Source organism: Dyadobacter psychrotolerans (assembly GCF_004349265.1).
Taxonomy (GTDB): domain Bacteria; phylum Bacteroidota; class Bacteroidia; order Cytophagales; family Spirosomataceae; genus Dyadobacter; species Dyadobacter psychrotolerans.
Window position 1 is genome coordinate 470,639 of record NZ_SMFL01000002.1, and the last position, 18,575, is coordinate 489,213.

Sequence of the window (18,575 nt, forward strand, 5' to 3'; positions counted from 1 at the left end):
CTGTTGTAAAGGCTATGCTTTTTATATATTGCTTCAAAATAACTCTGTCTACAGGAATTTTAAGATTATATGGATGTGAACATCATGAACTTATGTTTCATAATATTTAACATAAAACTTTGTTGATTGTCACACCCAAAATGGTCAGCGTGATTAAATTAAAATTTTTTATGAGGCACAAGAGTAAAAAATGATATTAATTTGATTAATAGGTTTCGTCTATTTTAATTCTTTATGAAAAAATATCTTCCGCCATTCCTTTGTTTACTTATTTTCCTGTCACTGGCGCCGCGAAAAGTTACCTGGGTCGCGATTGGTGATTCTATTACTTATCTAAACGATCATCAGAATGAAACGGCAAACCGCGTAACAAAAGGATATATGACGCTTATCAGTGAAAAATATCCACGGGTAGAGTACATCAACCAGGGGCATAACGGGTGGACGTCTATTAACATCGCTGATAAAATTGAATCACTAGGCTTGGAAAAAGCGGATGTTTACACCATTTTTCTGGGCACAAATGACTGGTGGCAGGGAAAACCTCTTGGTAATATTTCCGACTATAAGGACAGTACCGGTACCGCCACAGTTTACGGAGCGTTTCGTACGATTACATCCAAACTAAAACAGCTCAACAAAAAGGCGAAGATCATTCTGATTACTCCAATGCAGAGGGGAGATTTTGTCTACATTAACAATGCAAAAAACAATGCGTACGGTTCTTATAAACCCAAAAAAGAACAGACGCTTGAACAATTCGCCAACGCAATTGCGGAGATTGGCAAACTGGAAAAACTGCCGGTAGCTGATCTTTACCATGACAGCGGGATATCCCTGGAAAATATGGTTAATTTCAAAAGGTTAAAAGACCCGTCGACAGGAGCATACAGAAACTATTCTTACCCGGATTATACTACTGTTGCTTTTGATCCCGAAAAAGACGAATATCCGTATCCTGTTGAAGCAAGTAACATGACTTACGACGGGCTGCATCCTTCCGATAAAGGCTATCAGCAAATTGCTGATTTGCTGGTAAGCAAATGGAAGGGAGTGAAGTAAAACACACAAAATCTCACGTTTATGAAAGCTATTCAAAAATCTTGCACTGTTATTTTTTGTTTACTGCTTGCTACGGTTACGTATGGGCAGAAGCTAAAACCGGGATTCGATAAGGCTGAATATATTGAAACCCTCAAAATCAACAATAAGGTGCATATTGATGTGGCTAAATGGAAAGATGTAGGGGCGGTTGAGGATCCTCAGCATTCAAAATTAATTTACCGTTCAGCCGTGTCAGGTTTTGATAATTTATGGGATTTATGGAAAAGAAATGATGGTGTGGGAATTGTTGCCGTGCGGGGAAGCGTGCAAACCGGAGCTAGTTTTCTGGCAAACTTATATGCAGCTATGGTGCCCGCGAAAGGAGCGTTACAACTAGATAAAACAAGATCTTTTAGCTACAATCTTTCGAATAATCCGAGTGCAGCTGTGCACGTGGGCTGGCTGGTTTCGCTGGCCTATCTTTCAACCGATATCGTTGCAAAGATTGATTCCTGCCACAAAACAGGTATGAAAGAGTTTGTTCTTACCGGACACAGCCAGGGTGGGGGAATCGTGTTTATGCTTAACAGCTATCTTGAAAATCTGAAAGCAGAAGGTAAACTGCCGGCAGATATTCGCTTCAAAACGTATTGCAGTGCAGGCCCTAAGCCGGGCAATTTGTATTATGCCTATGATTACGAACGAATGACCAGCGGTGGCTGGGCTTATAATGTTGTAAACTCGGCCGACTGGGTTCCGGACGTGCCTTTTACTGTCCAGACCGTTGACGATTTTACTGCGGTGAATCCATTTCACGGAGCAAAGACGCAGATCAAAAAAATGAAATTTCCCAAAAACCTGGCTTTGAAACACGTGTACAATCAAATGAGTAAACCCAGTAATAAGGCCAGAAAAAACTATCAGAAATATTTGGGAAAAATGATTTCCAGAACAGTCAGGAAGCAACTGCCTGATTTTACAATTCCCACCTATTACAATAGCAGTTATTATGTAAGAACGGGGAATACCGTTGTGCTTTATGCCGACGAAGAGTACTTCAAACTTTTCAGCAATGAAGCCGACAATCCCAATATTTGGCAGCATCATTTACCAAAACCCTATTTGTTTTTGGCTGAAAAGCTAAAATAGGGCCTACTACTGTTCGGAGATAAATTCTTTCAGACTAGCCAGCAGTTTGTACATTGCTGCATTAACCTGATCATTATCTGCCTGTTGTTTCTGTAAAAGCAGTTCAGATCCCTGTTTCTTTTTGCGGTTTGTCTCTGTTTTTACGGCCATGGACTTTTCCGCAATTGCATCATTTTCCGAAGGTCCAAGTCTTTTTGGAGACCTTGTCTGCGCAATCCCGTCCAGTTTTTCTATGGACGCCTGATAATTATTATCCTTACAAATGATTGTCAGATCAAACCGAATATGATCATACAGGGAATGCTTTACAGGCACATAACTGTTGATGACCAACTTGCCTGCCGCGGCGTCCTGAAATGTCACAGCAATATCATAATTGCCAAATTTCCTGGTAACCCAGTTCTGTGCTATTTTGTAAAGCTCGTCTTTCGTTTTGTCCGTATTGACTAAGTCTGAGTAATAAACCTGTTTGCGGGTATCAATTGGCAGAAGACCATCCTGTCCAAGGCAGTTGAACGATACGAAAAATAGGAGAAAAAGCTTAATGCAGTTCAAAATGATATGGGTTGTTTTGGGCAAAAGTAGTAATAAATAAATAGGAAAGTGATTATGTGCCATACCGTTAAATAGGTGTATTTGCACATAAATAAGAAATAACAAATAAACAATGTAAATTTATGTAGAAACTGATCTCGCATTCACTAAAAACATTTTCATCATGAAAAATTTATCCGTATTACTATTTTTTGTATTCACACTGCTTACCTTCTCAGGCTGCGTCAAAGATCACACACCGGCTGATATTTTGACGCAGCTTGCTTTGCCGTTGAGTCCGTTGCAGGAATCACCTGTGAAAGTTAGTCCGGCTTCGGGTAGTGCCGATGTGTACTACAATAAAGTGACCAAAATGCTTTCTTTTACGTTAAAATGGAATAATCTCAGTGATATTCCCACTGGTGCGCACATACACGGAACGGCTCTTCGAAATGTAAATACAAGTATCAAATTTGACTTTTTCGACCAAATTCCTAAGACCACATCTGGTACTTTTTCAAGTGAGGTGATGGTGGATGGAACAAAGATTAACGAAGCAGATCTTCTTAATGGCCTGTATTATCTGAATATGCATACAAAAAATAACCCCGGTGGAGAGATCAGAGGCCAAATCGAGTTTTACAATCAGGTTAATATCGTAAGCAGGATGGGTTTGCAGCTTTCCGGCAAACAGGAAAATCCTGCAAATGCAAGTACGGCAACAGGTACATTGGATGTGTCTTATAATAAAACAACCAAAATCCTGAGTTATTTTGTTACCTGGAATAACCTGGTTAGCGCCCCGACAGGTGCGCATATTCATGGTCCTGCGCCCAAAGGCACAAACACTGGTATATTGTATGATTTTTTCTCTCTGATTACACCAGCAATTTCCGGTGGTTTTTCAAATTCAGTTCTTGTTGACGAGGTAAAACTTAAAGAAGCAGATCTTCTCAGCGGACTTTATTATATCAATATTCATAACGCCATTTATCCAGGAGGAGAAATTCGTGCGCAGATTGAGTTCTAAGAAATTTACTATTAGTAATCGGTTTAACAGATAATATTCTCAATGGAGTTAAACGTTTGTGAATTACCGGCACGATTTTGTAATATCGCATTCTGGATAATTAACAACTAAAACTTTATAAATATGCGTTGGCAGGATTTACGCAAAAGCGGAAATGTAGAAGATCGCCGTGGAATGTCTGGTGGCGGGAAAGTTGCGATAGGAGGTATCGGTATGATCATTGTGGTAGCTATCGGTCTTTTGACCGGGCAGGATCCGGGTGTAATTCTGGATAATTTGCAGGGTGCGCAGGGAACAGAACAGCAAAGTACTGAAAGACCTGCCGGACCACGACCAGATGACCAGACAGCTGAATTTGTTTCGAAAGTTCTGGGTAGTACCGAAGATGTTTGGGGTGAAATTTATAAAGAAAACAATGCACAGTACCAGCAGCCAACCCTTCAGATGTTCACAGATGCAACACAGGGAGCATGCGGTAATGCATCTTCGGCAATGGGGCCGTTTTACTGCCCGGCTGATGAAAAAGTATACATTGACCTGTCATTTTGTGACGAGCTCCGTGATAAATTTAAGGCACCCGGAGAGTTTGCCATAGCCTATGTCGTTGCACATGAAGTGGGCCATCACGTTCAGAATCTGATGGGGATTTCTGAGCAGGTTCAGCAGCAGAGACAGAATCTGAGCAAAGAAGAATACAACAAGCTGTCGGTTAAACTGGAATTACAGGCGGATTTCCTCGCCGGTGTGTGGGCAAATCGTGCACAGAAAATGGACAATATTATTGAACCGGGAGACTTGGAAGCTGCTTTAACCGCGGCTAACGCAATTGGTGATGACAAACTTCAAAAAGAATCTCAGGGTTACATCGTTCCCGATGCTTTCACGCACGGAACTTCACAGCAGCGAATGTACTGGTTTAAAAAAGGATTTGAAACCGGTGACCTGAATCAGGGTAAATATCAGGATATTAAGTAAGATTGATTTTGATCAAACAATAAAAGGATGGCCGTTCAGCCATCCTTTTATTGTTTACTTCGATTTAGCATTGGTTAATTATCAGTAACATTTCAGCCAGGACCAACGCTTCCGCCGATTTTGGTTACCATGCTGGTGGTTGTGAATGTGCTCGCCTGAGTTCCGACATTGTAGGTTCCGCTGGTGTAAAGGCCGCCAAAGCTGCTGCCTCCGGCTACACTTCCGCCTGTGTAAACCCTGTAAGTTCCACTGGATTTTAGTTTTGGACTTGAAAAAAGCATCGTTGCATAATTCCTTGGTATAAGAAAAGTAAGTGCTTCTTTACCGTCTGAGGATTGGATATGATAAAGCAGGTTGGCCGATCCCGAACCCAGTAACACCGATGCCTGTGTGCTTACCGAAGCGGTTGGCGAGCTTGTCGCTCCCGCAACACCTACCAGAATTCCTCCGGTAACTTTAAATGTATTTTTATCGCAGTCAAAACCTTCTTCCGGTGCTGTCGAACCAACAGCTACGATCTTGCCTCCCGTTATCGTAATTTTTCCATTGGAGTCAATTGCATCGTTGGAAGTACTATAAGCATAAATGTTACCTCCGTTGATGTAAATGAAAGTACCAGCATTCAGTCCGTCGTCTGTTGTTTTTGTAGTGATCGTACCATTGTTGATCGTCATGATACTTTTGCTCTCGATACCTTCGCCGGCGGTGGAAGTGATGTTGATTGTTCCGCCGTTTATCGTCAGATAAGGATCAATTGTTGCATCTGTATCCCAGGTTGCCGCAATTCCTTTATCGGCCACATTGATCGTAAATGTTCCGTTATTGATTACGATGTAACCTTCTTCACATTGAATACCGTCTCCGGCAGTTGTAATTTTAATTATTCCGCCGTCTGCAATGAAAGCGTCGTTGGTATGAATACCGTCTGAAACCGCACCCGTAACCGTAACATTACCACTAATTATCCGCACATATTCATCGCTGCAAATGGCATGTTTGTAATTACCCTTCACATTCAAAGTACCGGCTCCTGAAAATACAAGCTGTCCTTCGCTAAAAAGAGTTGCTTTCATATCCTCCGTGCCACTGGCAGTGTAAGTTGCTCCGTCTGTTAACGTATTGGTAGTATTGTCTGCCAGTACCAAAAACACCCTTTTACTCGACTGAACGTTAATCGCCGGTCCGTCTGCATTGGTTATATTGGCTCCGTTCAGGGTTAACTTGATTTTTTTATCACTGTAAATTTTAACCGAACCGTTGGTTGTTGTGCCTGACACTTCGTATTCCACATCCGAAGCAGTAGACTTAACGGTTACATCGCCATTAACCTCTGTTATTGTTACACCGGCCGCTGCCATAGGATTGGTCATAGTGATTGTAGTTCCAAAAACGATGGTCACTTTTGAACTGAACGTTGCGCTGGCAAGAAGGTCATCTGCATTGGCAGCAACGCCTGTATTTCCTTCGGCTATACCGGCTGACTGGGTCAGACTGTCAATGACCACGGAAGCTGCGCTGCTGCCTGTATCTGTTCCCGGTTCAACTTCGTCTTTTTCTTTCGAGCAGGAGGTTAACGAAACCACTACAATTAAGGAAAGTGCGCAAAAAACCGAAGCTAAATTTTTAAGAGGATTTTTTAATCTTTTGATTGATGTCATTTTTTTAATTTATTAGTCAAAGACGAAATTTCGAATTCAGTAACCATTACGCTCAGCCGTTGAGGAGTGTTGCGGGAGATTGAAAAGTATGTGGTTGATCTTTACACTATTAATATGACGTCCTTAGAAGCAACTGGAGAATGTTGTTTCTAACATTCTGATCTTCCTGAATCTGATAACGAAATAAATAACCGCTCTCCATTTCGATCTTTTCGCTCAACCGGTAACCAAGACCCAGGTAAACACGATTTTGATCATACAGATGATGATTGATCTTGTTTTTTCCCTGTACATTAAGGAAAATCTCATTTTGTATAGAAGTATATAATCCCTTCTTAAATTCTGCGTCACTGATAAGCGGAATCTGTATCTGGATGTAGTGTCTGAAACGCTGGGCAAAAACGTTTTGGTCAGCGGTGTTTATGAAACGCTGTTCGTACCGAAGGCGGTTGGTAATTTCAATTTTAGTAAACTTATTTTCAAGCTGATACTGCTGGTAAATACGGTTTTCCGGTTCATATAACAATTCTCCGTTTTCTTTTTCCCAACTGCCAAAATAAGTGTAACCCAAAAGTATAGTTTGCTTATCAGAAAGTTTGTATCCTAAACCAGCCCGAGCCAGCAAATTGCTCACAAACTTTGCCTGACCAGCAGAACGGACCTGCAAGTCAGAGTTAATCTGCCATTGCTTTTTGAGTTTTTGCTGATGTGACCAGAAAAGCCATCCGTTGTATTGTACATCCTGACCAAAAATTGCAAAAGGAAATAGATAAAAAATAAAAAGAAGACATGGCTTTTTCATTACAGGTTATAAGATTGGTGCGCCCTGATGGCTTGATCCTTCCTAACATAACTGTACCACGTTAAAATACGGGTTTTCCTCATTTGTAAAAACGCCTAAATCCGATAGGAGTAAAATTTGTGCTTAGCTGCTTAACTGTTACTTTTACAATTGTTCCTTTTTGTTTAAAATAACACGGGCTTAAAATGAAAAAGGCTTTCATTCAGCTTCACATAGCCATTTTGCTGGCAGGTTTTACAGGCGTTTTTGGTAAGCTGATCACCCTTAATGAAGGTCTGCTGGTTTGGTACCGGATGCTGATATCGGGTATTCTTTTGCTGCTCATTCTGTTTTTCTCCAAAAGGTTAAAAGCAGTTTCTACCAGGGATTTAAAACGCATTGGTTTTGCCGGCTTTCTGTTGGGCCTGCACTGGATATTTTTTTATGGAAGTATTAAGTACTCGAATATTTCAGTAGGTGTGGTGTGTTTTTCGCTTAGCGGATTTTTTACCTCTATTCTGGCACCTCTTATCAACAAAAAGAAATTCGCTGTTTCAGAATTGCTGCTTAGCGGACTGACACTGCTGGGTATCGGTTTGATTTTTAGTTTCGATACACGCTACCGCACTGGTATAATTTTGGGCGTGGTTTCTTCATTGCTTGTTGCCTTGTATACGATAGCCAACGAACGCCTGGCTAGGGATTACGCCAGCGAGACCGTTACACTTTATCAAATGATCGGGGGGAGCCTAGCACTTGGACTTCTTATGCCGGTTTATCTTCACTTTTTTCCGGTCAGGTCTATCATTCCGTCGTTACCGGATCTTGTTTGCCTGATATTGTTATCGCTGTTCTGCACCATTCTTTTATACATGCTGCTTACCCAGGCTTTGAACAAAATATCTGCTTTTACGGTAAATCTCAGCTTTAATCTTGAGCCGGTTTACACCATTGCACTGGCCATATTAATTTTTAAAGAAAACCGTGAGCTCACCATCGCTTTTTACATCGGATTAAGCCTGATCGTTTTATCGGTTATTTTACAAATGATGAAAGTTTATTGGCAGAATAAAAAGCTTTCTGCTGTTTAAACACTCAGGGTACTTCCTTTTGGATTTTTTCCTCCGCCAGTTTAATGTCTTCCTGTTCTGCAACGGGCTCTTCCTGCTGCAAATCTGCCAGGTGTTCAAATTGCAGCCCGATCAGAATAGGGAAGTGATCAGATGAGAAATTTTCAAGTCTTTGAAGACGGATTAGTTTAAAATCCGTTGAACAGAAAACATGATCAAGGGGGAATCTTAAAAACGGATACTTTGCGTGAAATGTGTTGTAAAAACCTCTGCCAATACGCGGATCCAAGAGACCACTGATTTTGGTAAAAAGCTTAGTGGTATATGACCAGGCCACGTCATTTAGGTCACCGACTACGATGCAGGGCTTATTGCTTTCCTTCACTTCCTTGGCAACCAACAATAATTCTTTGTCCCGTTCAGTTGAATACAGATTTTCTCCGGGAACAGGCGGAGTAGGGTGTACGCAGTACAAATCGATGATCTGGCCAGAGGATAATTCCACCTTGGTCTTAATGGATGGAATTTCTTCGTCCACAAGATAACGCACCTTTGGTTCAATCAATTTATGTTTTGAATACAGCAGCATTCCATAGGTATTTTCCAGTGGGACTAACACCTGATGAGCATATTTCTCTTTTAATTTTTTTGTTCCTTCAAACCAAAACTGGTCGGTTTCAAGCAGTAAAATGATGTCAGGATCATGCCTTTGAAGCATTTTCATACATCCGGCAGTATTTTTGTTATCCTGAAAAACATTGGAAGAAATAATGCTAAGCTGATTGGAAGTATCCTGACTAACAGCCTTTAGAAGAGCTTTTTTTGCAAGGAAAGTAAATGGTGAGATCTGATAAACCAGGTAAACCGCATTGGTAATTAATGCTGACAGAACAAAAATTTCCAGATTTCCTGTTATAGCAAATAACGAGGTGTAGATGATAATAATAACCAGGTTCAGAAACAGTTTCTGAAGGCGTGGATATTCGAAGACCCGGAAGGCCCAGTAATCATTTTTAATCAGCGGAATCAAAGAGAATAAAATGATAAATCCGCCCGAAATTTCCAGGAATAATTTAAAAGAATGCATTTAAAAATGTTGTATTCAGGATCAGTAAGTTCATAAAGATCGGATAAAAAATTATAAATCGATCTTTAAAACATAAAAGGCAACATCATAGATACGCTATTGAACAAGAATTTTCCTGGTAAAACCGGAATTTTCACCTCTGAATTTTATGAAATAAAAGCCAGAGGTGAAAGATGTTGAGTTAAATGTAGCCTCCGTTTTATGCTCAATAACCTGGTGTGAAATAATCTGCCCCATAGCATTGATTAAAGAAACTGATCCCGACAACGCCGTTTTAAAACGCACAAAGATCTTTTGATTTTTGCTTACCGGATTAGGAAAAACGTTAAAGATCTCGACCGGTTCAGCCTGGATTGCCAGCACAATCGGCGCATCAGCCTGGGCGAAACCAAAGTCGGCAGATTCGGAAAGATCGTTTATTGCTTTCAATCTGTAATCTACTTTACCAGAACCGATAGCAGTCAGATCCTGATAGTTGGTCGATGAGGAGTTCAACCTGGCTAATAATTTGTATGTGGTTTCGTCAGCCCGTTTTCTTTCTAAAACATAACCTGCTGCATCCGGGATTTTCGTCCAGGAAAGTGTTATGGAAAGCTCTGTTCCCGGTGCTGCGTTTAACTTGGGTGTCTGCAGGGCAGTGCCGATAGGTGCCTGATAAAAACTGAAAGCCCGCATACCTAACTTATTTGTTATAAACGGGCCTGTAAAAGGATAGTAAATATTTCCTTCGGGCAGGTAATCAGGCAGATAGTTTAATGTATTGGCATTTTGTGTACCGTTGAGCTCCAATATTATTTTATTGTTTTCTGCTTTACCGGAACGTACGGTACCGGCCTGGCCATTTAATAAAAACAGATCTTTAATATCCAGGATCACATTTTCTTTTGGCCTGTACATTTCAGGATAAACAATTTGCTGGCCTTCATCAAAAAGTAAAATCAACTGTTTTCTTTCGTCATTTTTGTAAAATGCCTTTTTCAGGGACGGAGAGTCAATGTTAATAGTATCTTTTAACTGATAGAAATCTCTGGCAATCAGCCGGGATAACTCCAGTCCGTTTTGTACATATCCCTCATGTGCGTAGTGCAAACCGTCGAAACCCTGAGTCCCAACTGTGGATATCGAGCGAATATCAGGAAATAGCTGTGGAAGTCTGCGTTGATAATCGCGGACGATGGCTCCAACAGGTGTTGGAAAATAGATCACGTCTATCTGGAAAACATACAGCTTTTTCAGATTCGGCAAATCCAGCTTTAAGTTTGCATACATTTTCTTAAAATTCAGTTCCCAGTCGAATCCTTCATTATATGCCTCGCTTTCGCCCTGACGGAAAATGAAGGCTTTCACTGATGATGTTAAGCCGGCCTTCTGCACCCGGTATAACATTCTTCCATAGCCATTGTTAAGATCAGCCGGATTTGCTTCCGTCCGCTGAGCATGGTTCCAGGCTGACGACCAGTGAAACCCACCATTGATCAGGCAGTTGGGTACGCCCGATTTTGCGATCAGTTGTTTTTGAATTTCAAAGCCCATCGGTCCCACACCGACTTTCGGCTGATTTGAAAGAGCCCACAATGTATCTGCCGGATTGTACCGTTCAGTATTCAGCGTCTCAGTTATTTTGCCAAATGACCGGCAGTATTCATTGGTTTGGTTTTCATTAAAAAAACCTGTCGAATTCGACTGGCCTGTTAATATATAAGCATCTCCGCTGACAACATTTTGACGGTGTACAAGCAAGGCGGAGTCTGTGGACATGGCATAAACCTTAAAGCTATATTCTGCCAGTTCAGCTTTAATTTTCGTCTCAATCGCAAATGTACCTACACCTTTGCTATCGTATTTGAGTTCTCCCCGAAGATATGTTAGAAGTGTCTGATTCCGAAAAACCTGTACAGATACATATTTGTAACCAGCTGTTTCGGTTCTGCCTGCAATGGGTATGAAGGCTTCACTCTGCTCATTTCGGGGATAAAGCTGATAATCCTGAGGTAGTTTACTAAAAAGGAAAGATCCTAATTGCTGAGACCGGGACTGGATTGAAATGAAAACAAGTAGTGCTAAAGTGAAATATATTTTATGTACTACTTTTGGGTAGAAATTTTTCTTCATCGTTGAGTTTTAAGCAAATTGAAATCATTTGCCGGAAATTTGGCTATCCTGCCGCTCTTGAAAGATTCTCTCAGACAGCAGGATAGCTGTTGAACTACTTTAACTTAACTGGTTTAACCCCCTTAGTGGTAATCTTAACCGGATTGATCAATCCTTTTTCATTAAAAGTCATGATTTCAATACAGGTTTCTCTGTGATTTCCGTCGGTTTCAGTTAGTGGCCTTCTGTGGTAGACAATATAAAACTGATCTTTCCCGGGAATCTGGATTATGGAATGATGGCCCGCACCCCTGGCAACCTTAGGGTCTTGCTGTAAAATTTTATCGATTCTTTCAAAAGGCCCAAAGGGAGAATCGGCTACGGCGTATGCTACAGAATAATTCGGACCTGTCCAGCCGCCTTCGGACCACATGAAATAATATTTTCCGTTTCTGATAAACATGAAAGGGCCTTCTACGTATCCTTTTGGCGTTATTTCTTTAAAAATACTTCCATCTTCAAAAGGAACAAATCCGGTGAAATCATTTTTCAGTTTTGCTACGTTGCAATGCTTCCAGCCTCCGTAGTAGAGGTAGTATTGTCCATCCTTATCTTTAAAAACAAACTGATCGATTGGCTGGGCACCGTTGTGAAATTTATCAATCAGTGGTTTTCCAAGAAGATCTTTAAACGGGCCTTCCGGTTTATCGGAAACGGCTACACCAATTCCGCCTTTTTCATTGTCGCTTTGAATGTCATTAGCACCAAAGAACAGATAGTACTTTTTGTCCTTTTCAATAATTGATGGTGCCCACATGGCTCTTTTCGCCCATTTTACCGAAGCAGTATCCAGAATATTTTTATGTTTTTCCCAATTAACAAGGTCGGTCGAAGAAAATGCATCCATAAATACCTGTTGGTTGTACGGAGCAGAAAAAGTAGGATAGATCCAGTACTTCTTCCCGAAAATAATGGCTTCGGGATCTGCATACCAGCCTGGGAAAACAGGGTTTCCGGATGTGACCTTTTTTACTTTTTGCGCAATCGCTAAGTGTGTACCAACGAAAAGAAGTATAACAGAAAGAAACTTACTCATGTTTATTTGATCTTAAAATTTAAAGTTAAAAATCTCCGCCGGCTCCTGCACCTGAGAAACTTCCGGCGCCGGGTTCAACGTTTGCGGCAGGGTGATGGTTTGCAAACTGTGCTGCCAAAAGTGCTTCCAAAGGGTAATTTGCCCGCTCTTTAAGTGTCAAATCAGATATTCCAAGACGCACTTCTTTCAGGTACTTTATCGCCCACACTGCAAATAAAAGCATAAAAATGCCAGCTACGACCAGGACTTGCGCGACGGTTAAAAAGTCATAATAAAATCGATAAGTAAAAACAGAGAAAGCGAGACAAATCAATCCCGTCACCAACAACATTCTATTTTTACCTTTAAGGCCAAAGAAGATGTAACCAACAGGAATTGCTATTGTACAAAACCAGAATAAGGGTGCAAAAGAGATTTGAGGAGAAACGGCTCCCGAAAAATTATTTAGCATTGCGTTTGCTTCACGTACGACCAGATAGTTGCCACCGAGATAGGAACAGATCAGAGAAAGCACTTTTACAAATACAATACAATCTTCATAGTAGCTGCTCCTTATCGTTTTAAGCAAAGCAAAACTGGTTCCTGAAACAATCAGCACTGCAAATGGCAACAGTGCCTTCCCCAGTTCGTATCGTAACATTAAATTAGCTAACAGTGTTAAAAAAGTGGCAAAAAATGCAGCAGAGCAGAATATGTCTGCGTAGATGTAAATTGCAACGGAAAGTATAACAAGAATAATCATGCAATATTGCGGGATTTCCAGTCTGTCTTCAAAATACAAAAACATGCAGGCAAGCAGGGAAAAAACAGCCGAATATAAAAGCGCGTTATCTACACCGCTATGAAAAAGACGCCGATCTTTTATGAGGTAGTTAAGCATGAAAACGAAGCCTGAAAAGCTTAGCAACGTAATCGGAACGTAAGAATACTTACCGGTTTCGTATAGCATTAAAGACAAGAAGCCGGAGAAAAAAGAGCAGGCGATACAGGCAAAAAGAAAAAGTCCTATTCTGACAAACAAACCGGGGCGATAGAAATTATGCGGAAAGTTTTCTTCAACAGAAGAGAATTGTTCAGCACTGATTAGGCCGTCTGATAGCCAGCTTTTTGCAATCCGCTCAATCGCGAGGTTATCTACCCAGGTCTCGTTATATCCCTTTTTCATTTTTTGATTCCTAAGATTTTCTTGAAATTCAACAGAAAAAATATCACTCCGATACTGGAAAACAAAAAGTAATACATGGCAATAAAACCTGCCACCGAATTGTCCAGAAAATTAAAAAATGAATACGTTAGAATAATATATCCGTAGATAACGCCCATCAAAAGGAAAATTGCCGACTGATTCTTACGGGCGCTTAAAATAAAATAGGCACTTAGCAAACCACCTGTGAGAAAATAAACGAATTTGTAATCGTGATTGAAGATCCCTGTTATCGAAGCGATGGCAGCCAGATTTCCTCCGAGAAATTGATAGGTAAAGGAAAAATGCTTTTTGAGGTTGTGACTTATTGATACTTGTCCGAAAATGACCAGTGAAAATCCTAATACAATGGCGGAGTGTATCAGGCTTAAGTCAGTAAAATCGTTTTGCGAAATAATGGAAAACGGGGCAATTGTTAATCCAAGCCAGCTGGCAAGTCCGGTTATGGCCATTGACAAAACGCCTGCATGATCAAGTCTGTAAGCGCAGTAGAAGAAAATGACGGTTGGAATAAGAACCGCAAGTCCATATTTTGAGCCAAAGACATTGTATTGATATTGAATGTATCCTTCCAAAATCAGGAATAAACTGCATCCAAGCAGCAATAGATACCCGGATAATTTATTGGTATTTAAAGTCTGGTTCCAGCTAAAAGGCAGACAGTTTTTAAAGGAATAATAAAAGCAGCTGGCAGTTAAAAGGGCAATTATTCCAATGATGATCTGATGTCCGATGGTATCTATATTTTCATAAATGATTATTCCCGTTCCCGACGACAACAGTAAAATGCCGGTGTATAGAATAAACCGGAGCTCGTGATGAACAGAAAATGGCCGGCTGGTCAGCTCATGGTTGATAAGCTCTGCATGACTGGACGAAATAATATTTTTACTCAGTAGTCTTTCCAGTACTTTTGAATAGTTCATAGAGAAGCGGTTCCGGCCGATAAAGTTAGCAATATCATTTCAAATATTAATCCGAACCGGTCGGGCATCAAAACCTAAGTGTAAAGTGTTCTTTGGGTTGTTCATTTCGGAAAAAAACCAGTCCGATCCAGAAAAGGTCTACAGTAAGTGTTACCTGCGGATGTAACTTGATCTGCTCCCAGGCTTTTGTCATCTCATCCGACCAGTAAATATCATCAAATATAAAAACAGAATCGTTTGACGCATATGGCAGACAGTCTTCAAAGTACCTGACTGTTGGCTCGTAACGGTGGTTTGCATCAAAATATGCAAAATCGATAGTCGTAGAAAGTTTTTTGAGCTGCTCAGGAAGCGTCTGGTCAATATTGCCCACTACCACTTCAATATTTTCAGCAGCTGACAGATTGAAATTTTTACGTGCTACACCAGCAGTTTGCGGACAGCCTTCAAAAGAAATAATGCGGGCATCCGCTTTTGCGCGGGCCATATATAGCGTTGTAAGTCCAAGCGACGTACCAAGTTCAACGATTGTTTTAGGTTGAAAGCGCTGTATAAGTCTGTTAAAAAGTTTCGCAAATTTTTCGGGCTTCTCAGCGTTTTTTGCAATCGTTTTTATCTTACGCAGATTGGATTTGTTAACACGGGACCCTGCACCCAAATCCAGAATTTCAATCGGTTCGTTTGATTTAAGCAAAACTTTTCTCAGTGCTTTCAGATCAATGTAATCCGGATTTTCATCTTTCCTGACCGAAATGACCTTGGTATACAGGTCGAATAAAAATGGAGAATGAATGGCGTGTTCGTTACCTGAACGGATTAAGTATTTAAAATAAGCAGCAATCAATTGAAATTTCTTTAGGCTAAAAATAAAGATGAGCGGACTAGTTCATCCTGTAAGGAACAAGCAGAGAAAAAGCGGGAATGATTACCCGGAATTGTTTGCCGTCCACGACGCGTTCCATCAGATAAGTTCCAGACATCTTTCCCATATCCGTGCGCAGGTTACAGCCCGAAACGTAATCATGAATTTCACCGGGTTCCAGCACAGGCTGTAAACCCACAACGCCTTCTCCCTCCACCTCACGAACAGCACCATTGGCATCGTAAATCAGCCAGTGCCGGCGAAGAAGCTTCACAGTATACTCACTGTGATTTTCAATCAGTATTTTGTAAGTAAATACATAATGATCCTGTCCGGGATTGGAATAATCGGGCTGGTATTCTGTCAATACGGTGATCTTCACACCATCTGTTACTTTCGAAACCATATAAGATCGAGGGTGTTTGTAAGTATTGAGAAGTTAAAGTATCATTAATAGTTTGTAATACTTCTACATAAACGAAAATAGTCATCATTTGCTGATAAAACCAAATGAAAAATCATTTTAATTTGGTTTTAAATTAAACACATGCGTTATGGATGTTAAAATAGAGGAGTCATGGAAGACAAGACTTTCAGAAGAATTCGAAAAACCGTATTTCGTTTCTCTGACTGATTTTGTCAAAGAAGAATACAAAAGCAGAACAATCTATCCGTCTGCAAAACAAATATTTAACGCTTTTAACCATTGCAGTTTTGATAATTGCAGGGTTGTCATTTTGGGGCAGGACCCCTATCATGGCGCAGGGCAGGCCAACGGACTATGTTTTTCTGTCAATGACGGTATCCGCATGCCACCTTCGCTGATCAATATTTTCAAGGAAGTGGAAAATGATCTGGATAAAACATTTCCTAAAACAGGCAATCTGGAAAGGTGGGCATCTCAGGGCGTACTGCTTTTAAACGCTACTTTAACCGTTCAGGCTGGAGCCGCCGGTTCTCATCAAAACAGAGGCTGGGAAAGGTTTACGGATGCGGTAATCAAGTGTGTATCGGATGAAAAAGAAAACGTTGTCTTTCTGCTTTGGGGGAAATATGCGCAGGATAAAGGAGCTGTAATCGACGCATCAAAACATTTCGTTCTTAAATCCAAACATCCGTCGCCGATGTCCGCCAACTCCGGCGGCTGGTTTGGAAACCATCATTTTAGTAAGGCAAATGCCTATTTGCAGGAGCATCACTTGGAACCGGTTAACTGGTAAAAGAAAAAAAGAGTCGGGAAGCCCGGCTCTTTTTAAAAATTTTCACTCCTATTACTATTATTTTTTATTTCTCGATACTTGAATTCAGTTCAAGAACTTTATCCCAGTTCGCTTCATTTCCTTTAATGAAAGCCTTGCGATCCGCATTGGCTACGTATTGCTGAGCTCCTTCTTTCGTACGGAAAGTCAAATAATGAATTACGTCAAACTGACCGTCTGCTTCATTATTTTTTTCAACACGACCCGCTGAATAGGCTACAACATCCTTTACGTTGTTTTTCAGAGATGCGAAATCGCGCATGTGTTTTTCAATATCCTCAGGGGTAGTACCTGCCTTAAACTTGATACAAACTACACGCTGTGTTTCAGCCGCTTTGTGAGGTACATACGCTCCGTAAATTACAAGCATGAAAACGCATAATGCGAATACAGGCACCAGATATCCTATGGTTTTATTTTTTGGTTTCATTATCAGTTACTATTTGAACAGTCAATAATTTTTAACTACACAAAAGTAATCAATAAAAATTTAATTGTATTATTTATATAAAAAATATAATAAATTCTGTCTTTTTGATAAAATTCAAAATTTGTTGTAATACACTTGTTGTTTATCGAAATATTATTTTGTGCCATTTTCTGCCGCTAAAATTCGCGGTAGATTTGTTAGTTCTTGTTTTGGAGCAGATTTTAGTTTTCAAATTGTATAAATGTCGTTTTCAGGATTCAGATCAGCACCTTTCTGTTACTTTTTCTGAAAATTCGGTATAAACGGGTGTACAGGCCTGTGAAATACGCATCGAAATAATCTACTGATGCACAGGCGGATAATACGATTTGTATTTCAAAAAAAATCAGAAATATTTTGAAAAAAATAGTCTTGCTGGCACTGATCATGCATTTTTCGGGCGCATCAACAGGCATTTCGCCTAACTGGGGATTTTGGGCGCATCGGCGAATTAACCGTCTGGCGGTTTTTCGCCTGCCGGAATCCATTCAGGTTTTCTACAAAAAACATATTGAATTTCTTACTGAAAATGCCGTGAACCCGGACCGCAGGAGGTACGCAGTTATGGGCGAGGCAGAAAGACATTTTATAGATCTGGATGTATATGGTGACAGCGCATTGAATATTTTACCGCGGTATTGGAAAAATGCGGTTGAAAAAATCGGAGAAGATAGCCTGAGGAAACATGGTATTGTTCCCTGGTACGTGCAGACGGCGGCCTTTCAGCTTACCGAGGCATTTAAGGAAAAGGATCCCAAAAAAATTCTCAGGATCAGCGCCGATATTGGTCATTACATAGCGGATGCGCATGTTCCGCTTCACACCACGCGTAACTACAACGGACAGCTTACCGGACAGGAGGGTATACATGGTTTTTGGGAGTCACGGCTGCCGGAATTATTTGCGCAGGGTTATGACTTATGGATTGGAGAGGCAGCTTACATTGCACATGTACCCACACAAATCTGGGAAACCGTTGCTGCTTCTCATGCTGCGACTGATTCGGTTTTTATTTTTGAAAAGCAGTTAACGGAAGAATTTGACCCGGATAAAAAATACAGCTACGAACTGCGAAACAATATCCTGACCAGAACCTATTCAAAGGAATTTTCTTCCCGCTATCATCAGATGCTGGCAGGGCAAGTGCAGCGCAGAATGAAAGATGCCGTGAAAATGGTGGGGGATATGTGGTATACCTGCTGGGTAAATGCCGGTCAGCCCAATCTGGATCAAATCGAAGATTTTAGTTTAAGTCTTGAGGATAAAAAACAGCAAGCCGCCGAACAGCAAAGCTGGATCCGGCGGCTTTTTCATGTAAGAACGGAAGGAGAAAATTGACT

At 40.7% G+C, this 18,575-nt stretch carries 18 protein-coding genes; 7 read left to right on the forward strand and 11 right to left on the reverse strand.

Features of this window, described 5'->3' with window-relative positions:
* The first annotated feature begins 234 nt into the window (after window positions 1-234).
* Both E0F88_RS05725 and E0F88_RS05730 read left to right on the forward strand, forming a co-directional pair.
* Window positions 235-1,062, forward strand: coding sequence for an SGNH/GDSL hydrolase family protein (locus tag E0F88_RS05725; RefSeq protein ID WP_131957255.1), 828 nt, complete (start codon window positions 235-237; stop codon window positions 1,060-1,062).
* Between the two features lie 21 nt (window positions 1,063-1,083).
* The gene (locus tag E0F88_RS05730) at window positions 1,084-2,193 is read left to right on the forward strand and encodes a lipase family protein (RefSeq protein WP_131957257.1); all 1,110 of its coding nucleotides are present in this window, start codon (window positions 1,084-1,086) and stop codon (window positions 2,191-2,193) included.
* Window positions 2,194-2,199: 6 nt separating this feature from the next.
* Here E0F88_RS05730 and E0F88_RS05735 read toward each other — a convergent pair whose 3' ends face one another.
* Window positions 2,200-2,811 carry a DUF4468 domain-containing protein gene (locus E0F88_RS05735; RefSeq protein WP_131957258.1) on the reverse strand — a complete coding sequence of 204 codons (612 nt, stop codon included), beginning with the start codon at window positions 2,809-2,811 and terminating at the stop codon, window positions 2,200-2,202.
* A gap of 100 nt (window positions 2,812-2,911) precedes the next feature.
* Between E0F88_RS05735 and E0F88_RS05740 the strand changes: the two genes are divergently transcribed.
* Both E0F88_RS05740 and ypfJ read left to right on the forward strand, forming a co-directional pair.
* A complete protein-coding gene (locus E0F88_RS05740; RefSeq protein ID WP_131957259.1) occupies window positions 2,912-3,757 on the forward strand; it encodes a CHRD domain-containing protein in 846 nt (281 codons plus the stop codon).
* Window positions 3,758-3,880: 123 nt separating this feature from the next.
* On the forward strand, window positions 3,881-4,732 hold the full coding sequence (gene ypfJ, locus E0F88_RS05745) for a KPN_02809 family neutral zinc metallopeptidase (RefSeq protein WP_131957260.1): 852 nt from the start codon (window positions 3,881-3,883) through the stop codon (window positions 4,730-4,732).
* 92 nt (window positions 4,733-4,824) lie between these two features.
* Here the strand turns inward: ypfJ and E0F88_RS05750 are convergent, their stop codons facing one another.
* Together E0F88_RS05750 and E0F88_RS05755 are read right to left on the reverse strand one after the other, a co-directional pair.
* Window positions 4,825-6,390, reverse strand: a complete 1,566-nt coding sequence (locus E0F88_RS05750; protein ID WP_131957261.1) for a carbohydrate-binding domain-containing protein — start codon at window positions 6,388-6,390, stop codon at window positions 4,825-4,827.
* A 109-nt stretch (window positions 6,391-6,499) separates the two neighbouring features.
* A complete protein-coding gene (locus E0F88_RS05755) occupies window positions 6,500-7,192 on the reverse strand; it encodes a DUF2490 domain-containing protein (RefSeq protein ID WP_131957262.1) in 693 nt (230 codons plus the stop codon).
* 185 nt (window positions 7,193-7,377) lie between these two features.
* Here E0F88_RS05755 and E0F88_RS05760 point away from each other — a divergent pair, with 185 nt between their 5' ends.
* The gene (locus E0F88_RS05760; RefSeq protein WP_131957263.1) at window positions 7,378-8,262 is read left to right on the forward strand and encodes a DMT family transporter; all 885 of its coding nucleotides are present in this window, start codon (window positions 7,378-7,380) and stop codon (window positions 8,260-8,262) included.
* Window positions 8,263-8,266: 4 nt separating this feature from the next.
* Here the strand turns inward: E0F88_RS05760 and E0F88_RS05765 are convergent, their stop codons facing one another.
* The 7 genes from E0F88_RS05765 to apaG all read right to left on the reverse strand — a co-directional run bounded on the left by E0F88_RS05765 (window position 8,267) and on the right by apaG (window position 15,913).
* A complete protein-coding gene (locus E0F88_RS05765) occupies window positions 8,267-9,328 on the reverse strand; it encodes an endonuclease/exonuclease/phosphatase family protein (RefSeq protein WP_131957264.1) in 1,062 nt (353 codons plus the stop codon).
* Between the two features lie 96 nt (window positions 9,329-9,424).
* Window positions 9,425-11,440: a sialate O-acetylesterase gene (locus E0F88_RS05770; RefSeq protein WP_131957265.1), complete on the reverse strand. Its 2,016-nt coding sequence runs from the start codon at window positions 11,438-11,440 to the stop codon at window positions 9,425-9,427.
* Between the two features lie 94 nt (window positions 11,441-11,534).
* Window positions 11,535-12,515 carry a glycoside hydrolase family 43 protein gene (locus E0F88_RS05775; protein ID WP_131957266.1) on the reverse strand — a complete coding sequence of 327 codons (981 nt, stop codon included), beginning with the start codon at window positions 12,513-12,515 and terminating at the stop codon, window positions 11,535-11,537.
* 25 nt (window positions 12,516-12,540) lie between these two features.
* Complete coding sequence (locus E0F88_RS05780; RefSeq protein ID WP_131957267.1) at window positions 12,541-13,680, reverse strand: hypothetical protein; 1,140 nt, start codon at window positions 13,678-13,680, stop codon at window positions 12,541-12,543.
* Window positions 13,677-14,645 carry a DUF2157 domain-containing protein gene (locus E0F88_RS05785; protein ID WP_131957268.1) on the reverse strand — a complete coding sequence of 323 codons (969 nt, stop codon included), beginning with the start codon at window positions 14,643-14,645 and terminating at the stop codon, window positions 13,677-13,679. The genes E0F88_RS05780 and E0F88_RS05785 overlap by 4 nt, the downstream gene beginning before the upstream one ends.
* A 67-nt stretch (window positions 14,646-14,712) precedes the next feature.
* Window positions 14,713-15,489, reverse strand: coding sequence for an O-methyltransferase (locus E0F88_RS05790; RefSeq protein WP_131957269.1), 777 nt, complete (start codon window positions 15,487-15,489; stop codon window positions 14,713-14,715).
* 37 nt (window positions 15,490-15,526) lie between these two features.
* A complete protein-coding gene (gene apaG, locus E0F88_RS05795) occupies window positions 15,527-15,913 on the reverse strand; it encodes a Co2+/Mg2+ efflux facilitator ApaG/CorD (protein WP_131957270.1) in 387 nt (128 codons plus the stop codon).
* Between the two features lie 148 nt (window positions 15,914-16,061).
* Between apaG and ung the strand changes: the two genes are divergently transcribed.
* A complete protein-coding gene (gene ung / locus E0F88_RS05800) occupies window positions 16,062-16,727 on the forward strand; it encodes a uracil-DNA glycosylase (RefSeq protein ID WP_131957271.1) in 666 nt (221 codons plus the stop codon).
* A gap of 64 nt (window positions 16,728-16,791) precedes the next feature.
* On the opposite strand, the gene E0F88_RS05805 is transcribed toward ung, so the two are convergent.
* Window positions 16,792-17,196 carry a Dabb family protein gene (locus E0F88_RS05805; protein WP_229213685.1) on the reverse strand — a complete coding sequence of 135 codons (405 nt, stop codon included), beginning with the start codon at window positions 17,194-17,196 and terminating at the stop codon, window positions 16,792-16,794.
* Between the two features lie 396 nt (window positions 17,197-17,592).
* On the opposite strand from E0F88_RS05805, the gene E0F88_RS05810 reads away from it, so the two are divergent.
* On the forward strand, window positions 17,593-18,573 hold the full coding sequence (locus E0F88_RS05810) for a zinc dependent phospholipase C family protein (protein WP_181956079.1): 981 nt from the start codon (window positions 17,593-17,595) through the stop codon (window positions 18,571-18,573).
* Window positions 18,574-18,575: the final 2 nt, after the last annotated feature.

Excerpts from the sequence above, each read along its gene's own strand:
- E0F88_RS05725 (WP_131957255.1), top strand. The coding sequence starts at position 235 with ATGAAAAAATATCTTCCGCCATTCCTTTGTTTACTTATTTTCCTGTCA.
- E0F88_RS05730 (WP_131957257.1), top strand. The coding sequence starts at position 1,084 with ATGAAAGCTATTCAAAAATCTTGCACTGTTATTTTTTGTTTACTGCTT.
- E0F88_RS05735 (WP_131957258.1), bottom strand. The coding sequence starts at position 2,811 with ATGGCACATAATCACTTTCCTATTTATTTATTACTACTTTTGCCCAAA.
- E0F88_RS05740 (WP_131957259.1), top strand. The coding sequence starts at position 2,912 with ATGAAAAATTTATCCGTATTACTATTTTTTGTATTCACACTGCTTACC.
- ypfJ (WP_131957260.1), top strand. The coding sequence starts at position 3,881 with ATGCGTTGGCAGGATTTACGCAAAAGCGGAAATGTAGAAGATCGCCGT.
- E0F88_RS05750 (WP_131957261.1), bottom strand. The coding sequence starts at position 6,390 with ATGACATCAATCAAAAGATTAAAAAATCCTCTTAAAAATTTAGCTTCG.
- E0F88_RS05755 (WP_131957262.1), bottom strand. The coding sequence starts at position 7,192 with ATGAAAAAGCCATGTCTTCTTTTTATTTTTTATCTATTTCCTTTTGCA.
- E0F88_RS05760 (WP_131957263.1), top strand. The coding sequence starts at position 7,378 with ATGAAAAAGGCTTTCATTCAGCTTCACATAGCCATTTTGCTGGCAGGT.
- E0F88_RS05765 (WP_131957264.1), bottom strand. The coding sequence starts at position 9,328 with ATGCATTCTTTTAAATTATTCCTGGAAATTTCGGGCGGATTTATCATT.
- E0F88_RS05770 (WP_131957265.1), bottom strand. The coding sequence starts at position 11,440 with ATGAAGAAAAATTTCTACCCAAAAGTAGTACATAAAATATATTTCACT.
- E0F88_RS05775 (WP_131957266.1), bottom strand. The coding sequence starts at position 12,515 with ATGAGTAAGTTTCTTTCTGTTATACTTCTTTTCGTTGGTACACACTTA.
- E0F88_RS05780 (WP_131957267.1), bottom strand. The coding sequence starts at position 13,680 with ATGAAAAAGGGATATAACGAGACCTGGGTAGATAACCTCGCGATTGAG.
- E0F88_RS05785 (WP_131957268.1), bottom strand. The coding sequence starts at position 14,645 with ATGAACTATTCAAAAGTACTGGAAAGACTACTGAGTAAAAATATTATT.
- apaG (WP_131957270.1), bottom strand. The coding sequence starts at position 15,913 with ATGGTTTCGAAAGTAACAGATGGTGTGAAGATCACCGTATTGACAGAA.
- ung (WP_131957271.1), top strand. The coding sequence starts at position 16,062 with ATGGATGTTAAAATAGAGGAGTCATGGAAGACAAGACTTTCAGAAGAA.
- E0F88_RS05805 (WP_229213685.1), bottom strand. The coding sequence starts at position 17,196 with ATGAAACCAAAAAATAAAACCATAGGATATCTGGTGCCTGTATTCGCA.